Raw genomic sequence first — 16526 nt, forward strand, 5'->3', positions numbered from 1 at the left:
CGGGCCTTCCGCATCGGTGCTCCCGGCACCGGAGAAGCTCAGGCTCGCGCCCACCTGTCCACTCGTCGGGCCGCTGATGTTGGCCACCGGCGCCTGGTTGGCCGCCGCCGTGATCACCACCGTCTGCGTCTTGCTGTTGCTCAGGCCTCCCGMGTCGGTCACCGTCAACGTCACYGTGTAGCTGCCYGCCGCGCTGTAGCTCTTGGTGGCCGACACGCCGCTGGCGCTCGTGCCATCGCCGAAGGTCCACGCGTAGCTGGCGATGGGACCCTCCGCATCCGTGCTCCCCGCGCCGGAGAAGCTCAGGCTCGCGCCCACCTGCCCACTCGTCGGGCCGCTGATGTTGGCCACCGGCGCCTGGTTGGCCGCGCTTCCCGGCGTCCAGGCCTCCACTTCGACGATGCGCGAGAACCTGTTCGTCGCACCGCTTACCAGGACTCGAATACGGGTCGTGCTGACCGGCGCGAATACAAATTTGCGCCATACCCTGTCATTACCCGTGACATCGCCGCCTTCCACGGTCACCCATCCGCCGCCATCCCAATATTGGACGTCGTATTGCGTGATCCCATAAGTTCCGAATGTCATCGCCAGCGTCGGTGTCGACGGCGCTTCCCAATTATCTTGCAACGTGAATACATCAATTTCACCGATAGTCTGGGCGCCATGGAAATCAATCTGCACCCAATCCGGATAGACATTCCAGGTGGCATCATTCCACCCCCCGCCGTTGCTCCAGTTCTGACCCTTTCTGTCACCGTCATTGATAGCTTTGGCCGGGTAACGGGTGTCATACACACTGGAGGCCGATGCAATACCGCCATTGGCAGCCAATGCGACATTCGTGGCAACACCGGCAGGCGCTCCAACCGAAAACAACGCGGTCTTCACGGAACTCAATCCATGATTGTCCACCACCGTCAAGGTGATTTGATACGTACCAAGGTATTGGTAGGTCTTGGCAGCGCTGATTCCGGCTCCGGTCGTGCCATCGCCGAAATCCCAAACATAAGAAACAATGGAAGCGCCAGGGGCGCTGCTGCTCAACGCGGCAGAAAACTGTGCAACTGCACCTGCGACTCCGACACCTGGCTGCACTTCAAAATTCGCGCTTGGCGGCGTATAGGCCCCTTGTGACACCACAACTTGCTGCGTAGCAGTGGCTGTCGCCCCCACCGCGTCGGTCACCGTCAACTGGACTGTGTAGGTTCCAGCATTTGCGTAGACCTTCTTCGCTGAAACTCCAACCGCGGTCGTGCCGTCGCCGAAGTCCCAGCTATAACTTGCAATATTGGCTTCAGCATCCGTGCTCGCAGCACCGGAAAAGGTCGTGAAAATGCCGGCCTGCAAATTGGCCGAGGGCAGGGAAATGACTGGCACCGGCGGCGTGTTCGGCTGAAGACACAGCTCCCAGATGTCGAACAGCGCCGAGCCCCTCGACCGGCCGTACACCGAGTAACCACAGCCTGTGCTTGGTGCAAACGTCGTCAGTGCCAGAGCCACGTTGCCCGGGTTGGTTGCCGGCACGTGCACTTGAGTCCACAAGAGGGTTCTCGTGTCGAAAGTCCAAAGATCGTCCAATGCCGCACCGGAAGGCGAAACGCCACCGAACAAGACGACGACTCCATTCTTCGAGTCGAAATACATCTGGGCTTGGAGCCGTTCGCTTGGCCCCTCCGCGCCGGCTACTTCTCGCCAATTGTTGGTTGCGGGGTCGTACAGCCACGTGTCGTTGAGATAGCCGTTATTGGGGCACCGCACGGACTGTCGATCAAAGCACTGGCCTCCAAACAGGACGAACTGGCGGCTGAAGGAATCGTAGACAAACTGGTTCTCGATCTGGCCGCGCGGCTCGGGCGAGGCCTCTTGGCCGGCGGGAATCGCCAGCGTGAATTCCCGGGCCGAAAAATTCAGTTTATACAATGCGTTATCGTTGCTGGCACCGCCAAACAAATAGGCATTGACGCCATCGCCGGCAAACCCCGGGCTATGGCGCTCTGTGGGCGCCAATCCGGTATACCCCCAGCGCCGTTCCATCAGCCTGATGTATTGCCCCGTACCCAGGGAATAGGCCCAGGCACCGCTTCCGAAGTCCGCATAGATGGAATAGGCCGCACCGGCGCTGATGTCGATATCGCGGTCCAAGGTCAGCGTCTTGCTTGCCGCGTCATAGGACAGCACCTGGGCAGTCGCGCTGCCGCCCTTCTGCACCAGCCAATCCTTGTAGAAGTTGTTCGTCGTGACCGGCAGCGTCGGATCCACCAATGTCGTACCCGACGTCCCCGCACCAGCTGAGCGCGTAAAACTCTGCTGACTGGCACATCGGTAGCCACTCCCACCATTCCAAAGCCAGAAATAGTTATTGATGGGATCAAATACCACGCCGCTTTCGTCCGAGCCATTGGGCCGGTTGAACGAAGTCATGCCTGCGCAGCTGTCATTGGGGTCAAGTACCGTCCATGACTTGGCAACAGGATCAAAAGCCCAGATATCGTTGAGATAGGCTCCGCCGCCGGCCCCTCCCCACAAAACCGCCCGATTGAGCGAGTCCACCCACGTCATGGCGCTCCACTCACGCCATCCGGGCGCGTTGGTCGTGGAGATCGGACGCCACGTGGCAATGAATTCCGCGGCGTGCGCGTCGTTCGCCGCAAGTTCCGCGGAACTGATGCAAGCACCGAGCAAGACCGCGAGCAGCCGGTGAAAAAGGACACGCATGGAGCCTCAACCAAAATATGTAAAGAAAACCGTCGGCGGCTCACCATGAAGCGAAGCTTCACGTGCGCCCCTTCTTGTTGTGCGCGGGGGCATGAAACCGGCCTTGCCATGAAATGACCCGCCAACCATGGACGCTACATCTACATTTCGCAACTTGAAACCCCGTGAACTCGCGTTGCGTCTAAGACCTGTTCGCGACAGCAGCCGGTCCCAGTGCCCGGTGAGCTCGGCCCTCGCGGTCAGGCTCATGCATCGCCGTCCGCTCACTCGCCGCCTGACTTGGCCTGCACAATCATCGGAAAGGAACAGGCCCAGCCGCAGTTGCGGTCGTCTTGACCTCTAGCAACTGCAGCACGGCGGGGGCGACTCTTGCTGCGCCAGTCATGCTGAGGTGGTTGTCGTCGAAGTAGAGGCTGTGGTCGCCGTCCACGACGGCACAACGCGGCTCGCGGCACAGCACCTCGCCCACGGCCACGCGCTGCGCCTGGCCGCCGGCCGCCAGCTTCTGCACCAGGGCCAGCGAAGCATCCTGCCGTGACTCGTACTGCGCCCGGGTCTGCCCCTGGGCCGCCAGGTCTTCGCCGCGGCGCCAGCGCAAGGCCAGCGCAGCCGGAACGGGATAGTGATAGGTCGGCACCGGGTCCAGCAGCAGCACGCGCTTGCCGGCCTTGTGCAGCCGCTGCACGCTCTCGGCCATGCCGGCCTCGAAGGCCCGAGCGCCGGAGGCGTTCAGATAGAACTCATGGCGCGCGACCAGCAGCACGGTGTCGACACTCGCGTCCCGGCCCAGGCGTTCGACGATGCCACGGTTGACCTCAGCGCAGCGCGGCCGCCCCGGCGGGGTGTAGTCCAGGGCTGGCGGGCAACTGGAGCCGGTCAGCTGCGCAACGCGGCGGCCCGAGGCCTGGTCGCCCAGGGCGCGGGCAAGTTCGACGCCATGGCTGTCACCCCAGACGGCCAGGGTCCTGGCCGCCGTCTCGGGGCCGAACAGGCAGCGGGCGTCGTAGTCCAGCCAGCGGTTGCCGCTGGAATGGCAGCGCTTGCGATCGGCACTGAAGTCGGACGCGCCGGCCCGCAGCACAGCGTCCCGGCCAGCCTGCGCCGCGCGGTGATCCGAAGCCGCCGTCAGCGCCCAGGCGGCAGCCAGACTGGCGACGATGGTCGAGGCCCCTGCCACCAGCATCACGGGCTGGGCGACTTTCGACTGCCGCACCGGCGCCTCCACCCAGCGCAGCGAGGCCCAGGCCAGGGCCACGGACAGTGCGACGGCCAGCGTCGCCTGCACGGGCGTGGGCTGGTCCAGCACCAGATGACGCGTCAGCACCAGTACCGGCCAGTGCCACAGATAGAGGGAAAAGGAATGCGCGCCTATCCAGCGCAGCGGCGCCATCGACAGCCAGCGCGTCGCCAGCGCCCGCCGCGTGCTGCCCACCCAGATCAGCGCCGCCGTCGCCAGGCAGGGCCAGAGGGCCGCCGGCCCCGGGAAGGCATGGTCGGCGCGCATCAGCAGCAGCGAGCCCACCAGGGCGGCCAGGGCCAGGCCCCCCACGGCCTGGTCCACCCAGGCCGGGCGCGGCGAAGACGCCTCGTCGCGGCCCATCCACCAAGCCAGGACCGAACCGATCATCAGCTCGAAGGTGCGTGCCGGCGCGGCGAAGAAGGCCCATTCGGCGTCATAGGGCATCAGCTTCAGGCACCAGGCTAGCGAAGCCAGGCCCACAGCCACCAGCGCGATGCCGATGCGCCGCCGCGCGAAGCGCCACAACAGCGCCAGCAGCGGCGGAAAGACGATGTAGTACTGCTCCTCGACGGCCAGCGACCAGGTGTGCAGCAGCGGTTTGAGTTCGGCCGCGCCTTCAAAGTAGCCGGTGGTGCGATAGAGCTCGATGTTGGAGGCAAACAGGCCCGTCGCGCCCAGCAGGCGCGCGAACTCATGCAGGGCCGCCGGCTCCAGCAACAGCCAGCAAGCCGGTGCCACGAGGGCCAGCATCGCGAACAGCGCCGGGAAGATGCGGCGTATGCGTGCCGCATAGAAGGAGGCGATGCTGTAGCTGCCCGCGGCCAGGCGCTGCAGCAGCAGCGTCGTGATCAGATAGCCCGAGATCACGAAGAAGATGTCCACGCCGACAAAGCCGCCGGGCATGGCCGCGGGCCAGGCGTGGAAGACCACCACCGGCACGATGGCGAGGGCCCGGAGTCCCTCTATGTCGGGCCGAAATTTCATCCGCCGGGAATCAGGCCAGCGCCGCGGCCAGGGCCGCCACGACCTGGTCTTGCTGCTCCTCGGTGAGGTCCGCGCTCATGGGCAGGCTCATGACGCGAGCCGCCGCGGCGATGCTGTGCGGGCAGGCGTCCGGCTGGCCATATTTGGCATAGGCCGGTTGGTGATGCAGCGGGCGCGGGTAATGCACGGCGGTTGGAACCCCGGCGGCCTTGAGCTTGGCTTGCACGGCGTCGCGGTCGTCAACGAAGACGGTGTATTGCGCCCAGACGCAGTCGCGGTCGGGCCGGACTTCCAGCAGCTGCAGGGCGGGAACAGCCGCCTGCAGCTTGGCACGGTAGGCGTCACCGAGTTCGAGCCGGCGGCGGACCTCCCATTCGAAGCGATCCAGCTTGCCCAAGACGACTGCGCATTGCAGCGTGTCCATGCGGCCGCCCACGCCGACGCGGGTATGCAGATAGCGCTGGCTCTGGCCATGGATGCGGATCTCTCGGCAGGCCTGAGCCAGCGCGTCGTCGTTGGTGAAGATGGCGCCACCGTCGCCATAGCAGCCCAGCGGCTTGCTGGGGAAGAAGCTGGTGCAGCCGAAGGTGGAGGTGTTGCAGCTCTTGCTGCCCTTGTACGACGCGCCGAAGCTCTGCGCGGCGTCCTCGATGACGGCCAGGCCGTGCCTGCCGGCGATGGCGTTGATCGCGTCCATGTCGGCCACCTGGCCGTACAGGCTGACCGGCATGATGGCCTTGGTCTTGGCGGTGATGGCGGCTTCAATGAGCTTGGCGTCGATATTGGCCGTGCCGGGCTCGATGTCGACGAAGACCGGCACACCGCTCGCCAGCACGATCATCTCGGCCGTCGCCGCGAAGGTGAAGGGGCTGGTGATGACTTCGTCGCCGGGCTGCAGGTCCAGGGCCATCAGGCAGATCAGCAGCGCCTCGGTGCCGCTGGCGACGCTGATGCAGTGCTTGGAGCCCGTGTAGGCGGTCAGCGCCGCCTCCATCTCCTTGACCTCGGGGCCTAGGATGTACTGGCCGTGGTCCAGCACCTTCTGGATACGGGCGTTGATGTTGTCGCGCAGGGCCGCGTACTGGCTCTTGAGGTCGATGAAGTCCATCAGATGATCTCCAGGCGGTTGCCGCTCAAGCGGTAGCGGTCGCCGGTGTGGGGGCAGGTGGCGTCGACGGGCTGTTCGCTCGCGACGGGCAATTCCAGGCGCTCGCCGAAGCGGCTCATCCAGCCGATCTGCTTGGCGGGCACACCCACCATCAACGCGAAATCAGGCACGTCGCGATTGATGACGGCGCCGGCGCCGATGAAGGCAAACCGGCCGATGGTGGTACCGCAGACGATCGTGCTGTTGGCGCCCAGCGTCGCGCCCTGCTTCACGAGGGTGCGACGGTATTCGTCCTTGCGTGTGACGGCCGAGCGCGGGTTGTAGACATTGGTGAAGACCATGCTCGGGCCGCAGAAGACGTCGTCCTCCAGCGTCACGGCGTCGTAGACGGAGACGTTGTTCTGGATCTTGACGTTGTCGCCGATGGCCACGTCGTTGCCGACGTAGACGTTCTGGCCGAAGGAGCATTTCGCACCGATGCGCGCACCGGCGCTGATATGCACGAAGTGCCAGACGCGGCAATCAGCGCCGAGCTGGGCGCCATCGTCGACGATGGCGCTTGGGTGGATGGTGGTGGCCATTTCAGTAGGCCAGAGGCAGGTTGATGCGCTTGCCATCGCGGGAGCTCATGTAAAGCGCGATCAGCAATTCCAGCGACTTGAGGCCTTCGCGACCGTCGGTCTCGGGTTGGGCCTCGCCGCGCAGCGTCTGGATGACGTTGTCGTAGTACAGCGGGTGACCGAAGCCGTAGACGGAGGTGGTCTGGTAGCTGGCGTCCTCGATCAATGCGTCCATCTCGTGGGGCGCGTCGAACTCCCAGTGCTGGATCTCGTTGACGGCCAGGCCGCCGACGCGAACCGAGCCCTTCTCGCCCAGCAGGGTGATGGAGCCTTCGAGGTTCTTGGGATAGGTCAGCATGCTGACGTTGACGGTGCCCATGGCGCCACTGCGCCACTTCAGTGCCGCCGCGCCGCTGTCCTCGACCTCGATGTTGCGGGCCAGCGTGCCGGTGTAGGCCATGACGCTTTCGACCGGGCCGCAGATCCAGTCGAGCAGGTCGATGTAGTGGCTGGCCTGGTTCATGAAGGCGCCGCCGTCGAACTCCCAGGTGCCGCGCCATTCGGCGCTGTCGTAGTAGGCCTGGGGGCGGGTCCAGAAGACGTTGACGGCGACGTTGTAGAGGCGCCCGAAGCGGCCCTCGCTCATCGCGCGCTTGAGCAGTTGCAGCGTGGGGTTGCGGCGGTTCTGCTTGACGACAAACAGGCGCACGCCGGCGTCGTCGCAGGCCTTGACCATGGCCAGGCCGTCCTGCCAGCGCGTCGCCATGGGCTTTTCCGTCATCACGTCGATGCCGGCACGGGCCACCTCGATGGCCTGGCGGGGATGCAGGCCGCTGGGCGTCGTGAGCACGACGCAGTCGATGCCGAGTTCGGCCTTGGCCGCCAACAGCTCGGTCAGCGAGGCAAAGCCGCGGGCGCCCGTCTTGGCAACAGCGGCCGCCAAGGCCGTGGCATCGGTGTCGCACACCGCCACGAGCTCGGCGCGCTCGGCGTGCTTCTTGATCGCCTCCATATGGTTCTGGGCAATGCGGCCGCAGCCGATCAGCGCGAAACGGGCCAGGCGGCCGATGACGGGGGGGCGGGACTGTTGCATGGGGTTCACCTGTGAGGAGTCGGTCGGTCTTGTGGATCTAGGCAGCATTGTCGGCAGCTCGCCGCCAGAGCCGCGTCAGTCTTGCAAAGGCCGGATCGGCGGCCAAAGGGTGGCGGCACCAGGCCAGCGCCAGCAGCCACGCGACGCAGCAGCTCAGGATGGCCAGCACGAACCAGGGAATAGGCATGGTTTGCCCTGGCTCGCGGGGATGCAGCCAAAGCAGCAGCGCGGGCGGCGCAAGCGCGATCAGCGCCACGGCCATGCTGCGCACGAGCTGGCCACGCAGCGCCTGCCAGTCGTTGGGCAGGAACTTGCCCTTCACGATATACACCAGCGGCAGCTGCAACAGCATGGCCAGCGCCAGCCCGGCGGCGCAGGCCCAGGGCTCCCGCCAATACGCTGCCGCCGCGACGATGAGGGCCGCGCGCGCCGGCTGGAAGATCACCTCCATGCGGGTCAGCAGGTCCATTTGCCCCATGGCCACCATCAGATTGCCGATCAGGCTGATCGCCGCGGCCAGCGCGCCGGCCAGGCAGAAGATGGGCACCAGCGGCGCAGCCGCATCCCACTGCGGGCCGAACAGCAGCCGCAGGGTCTCCAACCCGTAGAGTGCGACGAAGCCGTAGAAAGGCCAGGCCACCACGCAGACATAGGTGACGCTGGCGATGTAGAGCGGCTCCATGGCCTGCTGCTCGCGCACGGCCTTGGCGAAAGCGGGATAAGCCACGTTGCGCACGGCGCCCATCAGGTCGCGATGGAACAGGTTCATCAAGCCCTGCGCACGGCTCAGCAGCGCGACGGGAGTGAAGCCCATCAGCTTGCCCACGGCCAGGTCGTTGATATCCATGGACACCGACGTGACGACGCCCACGACCGAGCTCTGGGCGCCGAACTTGAACAGGCTGCGCCATTGCGACAAGCCGGGCCGCAGCAAGCGCCGCTCGCCCTGCGCCCACCACGCGGCAAAGCCCGTGGTCGCGCTGACGACCAGCGTGCCGGCGACGAGGCCAATGGGGCCCCAGCCGGCCCAGGACAGGCTGACACTCGTGATGGCACCGGCCAGCGTCGCGGCCAGGTTCGCGACGGCCAGGGCCTTGAAGGCGAGGCGGCGGCGCAGCAGCGCCAGCGAGATCGTCGAGAACGGCAGCAACAGGAAGTTCAGCGAAGCCAGCCACAGCAGGTCGCGCATGCGCGGCTCGCGGTAGAAGTCGGCCACCCAGGGCGCCACGGCAAAGACGACGAAGCCAAGACCGATGCCGATGATCAGCGTGACCCCCAGCGCCGTGCGGATGTGATCGTCGGTGAGGTCTTTCTCCTGGATCAGGTAGCTGGCGACACCGAAGTCACGCAGGACCTGGGCGATGCTCATGACGGCCAGCGTCACCGAGTAGACGCCAATCTGGTCCGGCGTCAGCAGCCGGGCAATGATCAGGTTGCTCGCCAGGTTGATGACGATCAGCGCATACCGCTCCGCGAAGGAGAACAGCAGCGCACGGCGCACGCCGCTCATCGCAGCGGCTCCAGGCGCCGGCCATCGGCGGCCGCGTCCAGCACGCTAGCCAGACGCCGAGCCGTCGCCGCGCGGCTGTAGCGCTCGATACCACGCGGCGCCTCCACGCCAGCCTCGCCACGCAGCCAGCCTTGCAGCGTCCGGGCCAGGCCCGGCACGTCACCCGGTTCGACGCGCACGCCGCCACCGGTGCCGTTGAGCACCTGGGCCACCTCACTGGCCTCAGGCACGACCGCCAGGATAGGGCGTCCGCAGCCCAGGTACTCGAACAGCTTGCCGGGCAGTGAAGCGGTTGCGTAATAGCCCGTCGGCACCGGCAGATAGAGCAGGTCGGCCTGCTTCATCAGCGTGACGGCCTGGCGGTGTGGCACGGGGCCAAGCTCAGTCACCCAGGCCGTGACCCCGGCCTCGGCCGCCGGGCCAGGCTTGAAACCAGCAGCCTGCACTCGCAGCCGCGAGAGCTCGGGGCAGCCTTGGGCCTGCAGCAGCGCGATGGCCGCGTACAGGTCCTGCAGACCGTAGCCGGGCCGCCAGACGCCGGTGTAGGCGATGCGCAGCAGGCCATCGTCGAGCGGCGCGGCCTCGCCGGCGAAGTCGGCCGGCTCAAAGCCGTTGGTGATCAGATGCAGGTCGCCGCGGCCGCAGTCGCGGCCGATGCTGTCCACCAGCGCATGGGTCACGGTGACGACGGCCGCCGCGTCGCGCGCGGCCAGCCGCTCCAGCGCCGGGTTCTCGCGGGCCTGCTCGGCCGTGACGTGCTCCCAGGCCATGTCGCCACTGGGCGTCCACTGGTCGCGATAGTCAAGCACATAGGGCTTGCCGGTGCGGCGCGACACCTCGCGAGCGATCAGGAAAGCAGTCCAGGGCCAGCCGCTGGCGTAGATGGCATCAAAACCCAGGCTCTTGTGCAGGGACAGGGCCCGCTCGACGGCCGGCTTGAGCCAGCCCGCGGCCTGGTCGGGCACTTCGGACCGCGCCCGCAGCCGCCAGGCCAGCGCCGCGACGGCGCGCTCACCCAGGCGCCCGGGCAGCCAGCCCGCCCAGCGGCGGGCCAGCAGGCGACTCTGCAGTGGCACGCGCTCGACCCGCGTGCCGGGCCTGACCTCGGCAAGCAGTTCCGCATCGACGTGCGAGCGCGCGTCGGGCTCCAGGCTCAGCACCAGCGGCTCCCAGCCCAGGTCCGGCAGATGGTTGGCGAACGCGAGGCTGCGCCGCGTGCCGGAGTTGGTGATCGGCGGGAACAGGTAGGCGATGAAGAGGACGCGGCGCATCAGCTGAACAGGTTGCGCGCCAGCCGCAGGCCGAACTTCAGCCGATCACGATCCCAGGGTGTGAAGCGCGGGATCTGGAACACGTCGTCACTGCGCCGCGCCGCTGCCCAACGCGTCGAGACGGCCGCATCGAAACCGAGCTCGCGCACGATGGCAGGATGCACCTCGGGCAGGTAGTCGGTGCCCGGCTTGCCGTTGGGATAGGCGAACAGGCCGACCTTCTCACCCAGCAGCTGCTGCAGCGCATCGCGGCTGCGACCGATTTCATCGGCGGCCTGCGTGGGGTTGAGAGAGGACAGGATGGGGTGGCTGACGGTGTGCGCGCCGATCTGCATGCCGGCACGGCGCAAACCTCGCACCTGCTCGCTGCTCATCATCAGGTCGTCGGGCGGGCTGACTTCGGCTCGGGCGGCGATGGCATTGACGCAGGCGAGCCGCGGCTCGGGCGGCAGGTATTTGACGCGCTCGATGAGCTGGCCCAGGGCCGCGCGGCGGCCAGCGGTATCGCGCAGCGCATGCCGGCCCAGGTCCTCGCCGCGGCCGTCCTGCAGACCCCGCAGGTCCAGCATGGAATCGGCCGTGAGCCGCACCGATTCAATCAGCGTGTCGTTCCACATGCGGCCGCCATTCAGGAAGCCGGTGGCGACAAAGAAGCTGCACGGCAGGCCGTGCTTTTGCAGCAGCGGCAGGGCGACGTCATGGTTGTCGGCATAGCCGTCGTCAAAGCTCAGCGCGGCAGCCCGTGCCGGCAGGCTGCCATCGTGAAGCTGCCGGATCGCCGTGTCCAGCGGCAGCACGTTGAACCAGGACTTGGCCCAGCCCAGCAATTCATCGAAGCGGGCCGCGTCGACCTCGTCGGGGAACAGTGCATCAGGCTCACGCAACACACGGTGGAAGATCAACACGGTCAGGCGCGCGCGCGCGCCGGCCGGGGACAGCAGGCTGAACATGGGCTTCATAGCAGTGGGATGCTCTTCTTTTTCTGGAAGCGCTTTTTCAGGAACTCGGGCCAGTAGATGACCGGTTCCTCCTTCTCCCGCAGCCATTCCTTGCGCTGCAGCCAGCGCTGGCCGACGACGGCCAGGACCAGCACGTTGTACGGCAAATCCCAGTAGCTCAGGCTCAGGAAGGCGCCGCCGACGGCATAGCCGGCCAGGCTCACCTGCAACATGCCGCCGAGGTCTGACAGCCATTGCGTCTCAGGCTTGCCGCGCGCCTTGGTTCGCAACGACCCGGCCGTGAACCAGCCCATGGTGAACAGTGTCAGGAAGATGAACAGCCCAACGAAGCCCTGTTCGCCCAGCACCATGAAATAGATGCTGTGGGCCGCATGCACATCCATGGGATCGGGACCGTAGACGGCGAAGATGACGCCCGTCCAGATCATGAAGCCACCACCGAAGAAATTGGACTTCGCCAGATTCCATGCCATGCCCCAGGCGTTGATGCGGCCCATGGCCGACTCGTCCTGCTGGTAGGTCTTGATGGTGTTCATGCGTTCCCACCATTCGGCGGGCATCAGCGACAGCAGGGCCACCGCAACGACAACCATCGTCACCGCACCCACCATCTTGTTCTTGCCACGCCACCACAGCACCAGCGCCATCGCCCCGATAGCCAGCAGCGCCCCGCGTGAATGGCTGCCAAGCGCGGCCATCGCCATCAGCACCATGCAGATGGTCATCGTCGTCTTGGCCCACTTGGCCTGCATCTGCATCTGCAGGAAGCGCATCAGCGGGATGACGATGACGATGGCCAGCGCGATCTCGTTGTTGCCCTCGATATAGGTGTTCTCCGGCCCCCAGACCTTGTAGCTGCCGCCGGTCAGGACCGTGAAGGCGCCGCCCTTGACACCGAAGAAACCGATGGAGACGACCAGCACCCAGGTCAGCAGCATCATGTGGCGCTTGCTGTGTAGCAGCACCATGGTGACCAGGATCATCAAGTCGATCTTCATGACCCGGCTCCACAACTCGAAGCTCTGGTCAAAGAGCATCGAGAACGGCAAGGTGATGCACATCCAGAGCATGAAGATCATCAGCGTGACGTTCTCGCGATTCAGCGAGTAGTCGCGCCTGTCCTTGGTCACGAACAGTCCGATCAAGGTTGCTCCGCCGATGGCGGCAGCAAACGGCATCGTCTTCAGCGCCCACGACAGTTGGTGGGGGTTCATGATGCTTAGCCACGTCCAGCCGAGGATGCCGATCCAGGGCCGCCTGAACGCCTGCAAGAAGATCCAGCCCAGGATCACCAGCAATGTCAGATCACGCATGCGCAGCCACTCCGGTGATGGACTTGAACAAGGCGATCTGACCGTCCGTGGTGGCCTGCCAGCTGAAGCTTTCGGCGTAGCGGCGCGTGGCTGCGCGGTCAATGCCGCTGGCCAGCAAAGCCTGGATGGCCGCGGCGAACGCTGTGCCCGTGCGCTCGCTCACCAACCTGCCCGCCTCGGGCGCAGCGACAACCTCAGGCGTGCCCCAGATGTCGGTGGCCACGACCGGCGTGCCACAGGCCATGGATTCCAGCAGCACATTGGCCCAGCCCTCGCGGCTGGAGCACAGCAGCAGCACGTCGGCGGCGCTGTACCACTTCAGCAGTTCGGTGTTGGGCAGGGCGCCGGTCAGGCGCACCTTGTCGGCCACGCCCAGGCGAGCGGCGAGCGCCGTCAGCGCCGCCCTCTCCCCGCCCTCGCCGATGACGACGAGGCCGGCTCCGGGCCGTTGTTTCGCCAGTTCCGCCAGCGCCTCGATGGCGACGTGGTGGCCCTTGCGTTCGATCAGGTGCCCCACGGACAGCAGCAACGGCTCCCCCGAGACGCCGAGTTCCGCGCGCATGTCGGCTTGTGGCAGCGGGCGAAAGCGTTGCAGGTCGACGCCATTGCGCAAGGTGTTCAGCTTGGCGGGGTCATGCCCCCAGCCGCGCAGCACGTCCATCAGGGCGGCGCAGACGCCGATGGAACCGGCCGCGCGCTCGGCGGCCCACTCGATCATGCGCCTGGGCAGCGGGTACTGCGGGATCAGGTTCAGGTCCGTGCCGCGCGCGGTGATCGTCAGCGGCCTGTTGAACCACTTGGCCAACAGCGCGGCGGCGACGCCATCGGGGTAATAGTAGTGCGCGTCGATGAGGTCGAAATCAAAGCCCTCGTCGATGAGTTTCTGCACCGCGCGGCGCGCGCCCAAAGCCAGCGTCAGCGGCGCCGACGTCATGCCCACCTTGGGCAGCAACAGATAGCGCGGATGCAGCACGTCCAGGCCGTTGCGCTGCTCGCGCGCAGGCGTGGCGGCGAACTTGGCGTAGTCGCCCCAGCGCGGGTTCGTGGACGGGAACCAGGGCACGGGGGCCACGACGCGAGATTCAACCTGACCGCTCTTCATCAGCTCGCGCAGGCGCGTCTCCACGAAGATGCCATGGCTGGGCCGCACGCTGCTCGGGAACAGCGTCGAGAAGGTCAGAACCTTCAGCTTCTTCACTGAGTCGCCTCCACAGCTTCGCTCAGGATGTGCCCGAACACATCTGCTGCGACGCGGTGGCCGAACTTGGCTTCGACCAGTTGGCGTGCTGACTGCGACAGCTTCAGGCGCAGGGCGCCGTCGGCGATCAGCCTGAGCGTCGCGTCGGCCAGCGCCTGCGCGCCATCGGCGCGCAGGAAGTGGATTCCGTCCTCGACGTCCAGTCCCTCGATGCCAATGCTGGTGGAGACGACCGGAAGGCCCATGGCCATGGCCTCGAAGGCCTTGATGCGGGTGCCGCCGCCCACACGCAGTGGGATGACGAAGGCCTGGGCGTCACGCGCATGGTCGCGCACGTCGTCGACGAAACCCGTGAAGCTGACGCCGGGAACATTGCGCTGCACCAGCGACGTTGGCGGATTCTTGCCGACGACGCGCAGCTGTGCGTTCGGTACTTGGGCACGCACACGCGGCCACACCTCTTCGATGTAGAAGCGGATGCCGTCGACATTGGCTTCCCAGTCCATCGAACCGGTGAAGACAACAGTTGGGCTGCCGTCGGCCGGCGCCTGCCAGGAGAAGAAGTCCAGGTCCACGCCGGTCGGGATGGCGCGGGCGGTCTTGAGCCCGTCGTTCTTCTCGAACATCTTGGCGTCGCGCTCGGAAACGGCGACAACGCGCGTGAAGCGGGCCAGTGCCTCGCGCTCGAAGCGGCGCATCTTGGCCGCCTGTGAGGCCCACAGCCAGCGCAGCGGCGCGCTTGCGGCCGTCTTGGCGTGGCGCTCGAAGATCTCGGCCTCGACGTTGTGCGTAAAGCAGACCGTCGCACCCTTCAGATTCTCCGGTCGCAGCACGGCGGCGTGGACGAAGTCGAAGACGACAACGTCGAACTCCTCGGCGGCCAAGGCCTTCTCGACCGCGGCAACCGCGGCCGGCGTGCGGTCGTTGACCACGTTGATCGGCAGTGAGGACAGCAGGTCGGGTGCTCGTTGCCAGCGCGGACGCGGCTCGCTCGGCCGCCAGCCGATGAAGCGCCCGCACAAGCGATCCAGCTCACTCTGCCATTCGCGCTGCTGCTCAGCCGCGGCCGGTGACATCAGCGTGACGTCAAACTGGCCGCTCTCCTTCAAACCGCGCAGGATGTTGCCCGTGCGGATCTTGCCGCCGGCATCGGCCGGGAACAGGAAGACCGGCGAGACGAACGCGACCTTCAGCGGCCGGCGCTGAGTTGCCGCGTCCGCCAAGGTTGCCTCGGGCGTCGGGGCCAGGCTCGTCACCAGCAGATGCCTTCGTACTCGGCAAAACCGGCGTCGCGCAAGTCGGCATAACCGTTCAGGTCGACGACGCGCGCGCCCTTGCCCAGCGCAATGATGCGCTGGCGGGTTTCGGCGTCGGCATGGCCCACGACGACGATCTCGGCGCGCGCGAGGACGGCGTCAGGCGTCTCCTGCAGCAGCTTGTCGAGGTGGGGAATCTCGCGGTCGATGTATTCCTTGTTCTTGCCCAGCAGGCGCGCGATCTTGACGAACTTGTCGTAGATCGTCAGATCGAAGCCCTTGCCCAGCAGCTTCTCGGCCAGCACCACCAGCGGCGAGTCGCGCAGATCGTCAGTGCCGGGCTTGAAGGCCAGGCCGAACAGGGCCACGGGCTTGCGGCCGTTGGCGGCGATCAGCTCATAGGCGCGGCCGATGTGGGCGTCGTTGCTGTCGAGCAGCGAACCGAGCACCGGGATGTCGACGCCGCGTTCGCGGGCAATAGTCAGGAAGCCCTTGACCTCCTTGGGCAGGCAGGAGCCGCCAAAGGCAAAGCCGGGCCGCAGATAGGCCTTGGAGATGTTGAGCTGGGTGTCGCGGCAGAACAGCTCGAGCACGTCGCGCGAGTCCAGGCCGGTTTCCTTCAGCACCGCGCCGGCTTCGTTGGCGAAGACGATCTTCAGCGCGTGGAAGACGTTGCACAGGTATTTGACCGACTCTGCCACGCCCACATCGGCCGCGACGAAGTTGCCCGGCACGCCGGTGTACAGGCGCTTCATGACTTCCACGCCGGCCTCGTCCAGGCTGCCGACGATGGTTTGCGGCGGGTTGTGGAAGTCAGACACCGACGAGCCCTCACGCAGGAACTCGGGGTTGAAGACCAGCGACAGCCGGTCGCCGATCTTGCGGCCGGCGGCCTTCTCCAGCAGCGGCGCGATGCGGGCACGCGTGGTACCTGGGGCCACCGTGCTGCGGATGACCAGCGTGTGTTGGCCGTCCTTCTTGGCGATCTCGGCGCCGATCTGGCCGACGACGGCGTCCAGTGCGGTCAGGTCGGGCATGTAGTTGGGCAGGGACGGCGTGGCGACCGAGATCAGCGAGATCTCGGTGTCGCGCACGGCCGCGGCGACGTCACGCGTGGCGGTCAGCTTGCCGGCCTTCACGGCCGCGCCGATCAGCTCCTCGATGCCTTCCTCGACGACAGGCGATTGCCCGGAGGCGATCAGCTCGACCTTGAGCGGGTTGATGTCCACGCCCACCACGTCGTGGCCGAGTTCGGGCAGGCAGGCGCAGGAGACCGCGCCGACGTAGCCGAGACCGAAAACCGAAACCTTCATGTT

At 66.3% G+C, this 16526-nt stretch carries 12 protein-coding genes; all 12 read right to left on the reverse strand.

All coding sequences use genetic code 11. The annotated features are described in order from the left end of the window. Positions 1-2718: PKD domain-containing protein (locus ASC95_RS22735; RefSeq protein WP_157256461.1), on the reverse strand; the 2718-nt coding region annotated here is incomplete at its 3' end. Positions 2719-3010: 292 nt separating this feature from the next. Then, positions 3011-4942, reverse strand: coding sequence for an acyltransferase family protein (locus ASC95_RS22740; RefSeq protein ID WP_082568027.1), 1932 nt, complete (start codon positions 4940-4942; stop codon positions 3011-3013). Positions 4943-4952: 10 nt separating this feature from the next. Next, entirely contained in the window at positions 4953-6050 is a 1098-nt protein-coding gene (locus ASC95_RS22745) for a DegT/DnrJ/EryC1/StrS aminotransferase family protein (protein ID WP_057299962.1), read from the reverse strand. Then, positions 6050-6631, reverse strand: coding sequence for an acyltransferase (locus ASC95_RS22750; protein WP_057299963.1), 582 nt, complete (start codon positions 6629-6631; stop codon positions 6050-6052). The genes ASC95_RS22745 and ASC95_RS22750 overlap by 1 nt, the downstream gene beginning before the upstream one ends. A 1-nt stretch (position 6632) precedes the next feature. Beyond that, the gene (locus tag ASC95_RS22755; RefSeq protein ID WP_057299964.1) at positions 6633-7703 is read right to left on the reverse strand and encodes a Gfo/Idh/MocA family protein; all 1071 of its coding nucleotides are present in this window, start codon (positions 7701-7703) and stop codon (positions 6633-6635) included. A gap of 37 nt (positions 7704-7740) precedes the next feature. Next, positions 7741-9213 carry a lipopolysaccharide biosynthesis protein gene (locus tag ASC95_RS22760; protein ID WP_057299965.1) on the reverse strand — a complete coding sequence of 491 codons (1473 nt, stop codon included), beginning with the start codon at positions 9211-9213 and terminating at the stop codon, positions 7741-7743. Further along, positions 9210-10484 (reverse strand): glycosyltransferase, encoded by a 1275-nt coding sequence (locus ASC95_RS22765; RefSeq protein WP_057299966.1) that lies wholly within the window; start codon positions 10482-10484, stop codon positions 9210-9212. The genes ASC95_RS22760 and ASC95_RS22765 overlap by 4 nt, the downstream gene beginning before the upstream one ends. After that, a complete protein-coding gene (locus ASC95_RS22770) occupies positions 10484-11443 on the reverse strand; it encodes a polysaccharide deacetylase family protein (RefSeq protein WP_057299967.1) in 960 nt (319 codons plus the stop codon). Before ASC95_RS22770 ends, ASC95_RS22765 begins: the two co-directional genes overlap by 1 nt. After that, positions 11440-12756, reverse strand: a complete 1317-nt coding sequence (locus tag ASC95_RS22775; RefSeq protein ID WP_057299968.1) for a putative O-glycosylation ligase, exosortase A system-associated — start codon at positions 12754-12756, stop codon at positions 11440-11442. Before ASC95_RS22775 ends, ASC95_RS22770 begins: the two co-directional genes overlap by 4 nt. Further along, the gene (locus ASC95_RS22780) at positions 12749-13954 is read right to left on the reverse strand and encodes a glycosyltransferase family 4 protein (protein ID WP_369820632.1); all 1206 of its coding nucleotides are present in this window, start codon (positions 13952-13954) and stop codon (positions 12749-12751) included. The genes ASC95_RS22775 and ASC95_RS22780 overlap by 8 nt, the downstream gene beginning before the upstream one ends. Continuing rightward, complete coding sequence (locus ASC95_RS22785; protein ID WP_057299969.1) at positions 13951-15210, reverse strand: glycosyltransferase family 4 protein; 1260 nt, start codon at positions 15208-15210, stop codon at positions 13951-13953. Before ASC95_RS22785 ends, ASC95_RS22780 begins: the two co-directional genes overlap by 4 nt. Continuing rightward, the gene (locus tag ASC95_RS22790; RefSeq protein ID WP_057299970.1) at positions 15207-16523 is read right to left on the reverse strand and encodes a nucleotide sugar dehydrogenase; all 1317 of its coding nucleotides are present in this window, start codon (positions 16521-16523) and stop codon (positions 15207-15209) included. The genes ASC95_RS22785 and ASC95_RS22790 overlap by 4 nt, the downstream gene beginning before the upstream one ends. Between the last annotated feature and the right edge of the window lie 3 nt (positions 16524-16526).

Source organism: Pelomonas sp. Root1217, assembly GCF_001425705.1.
In the GTDB taxonomy this organism is placed as follows: Bacteria; Pseudomonadota; Gammaproteobacteria; order Burkholderiales; family Burkholderiaceae_C; genus Pelomonas.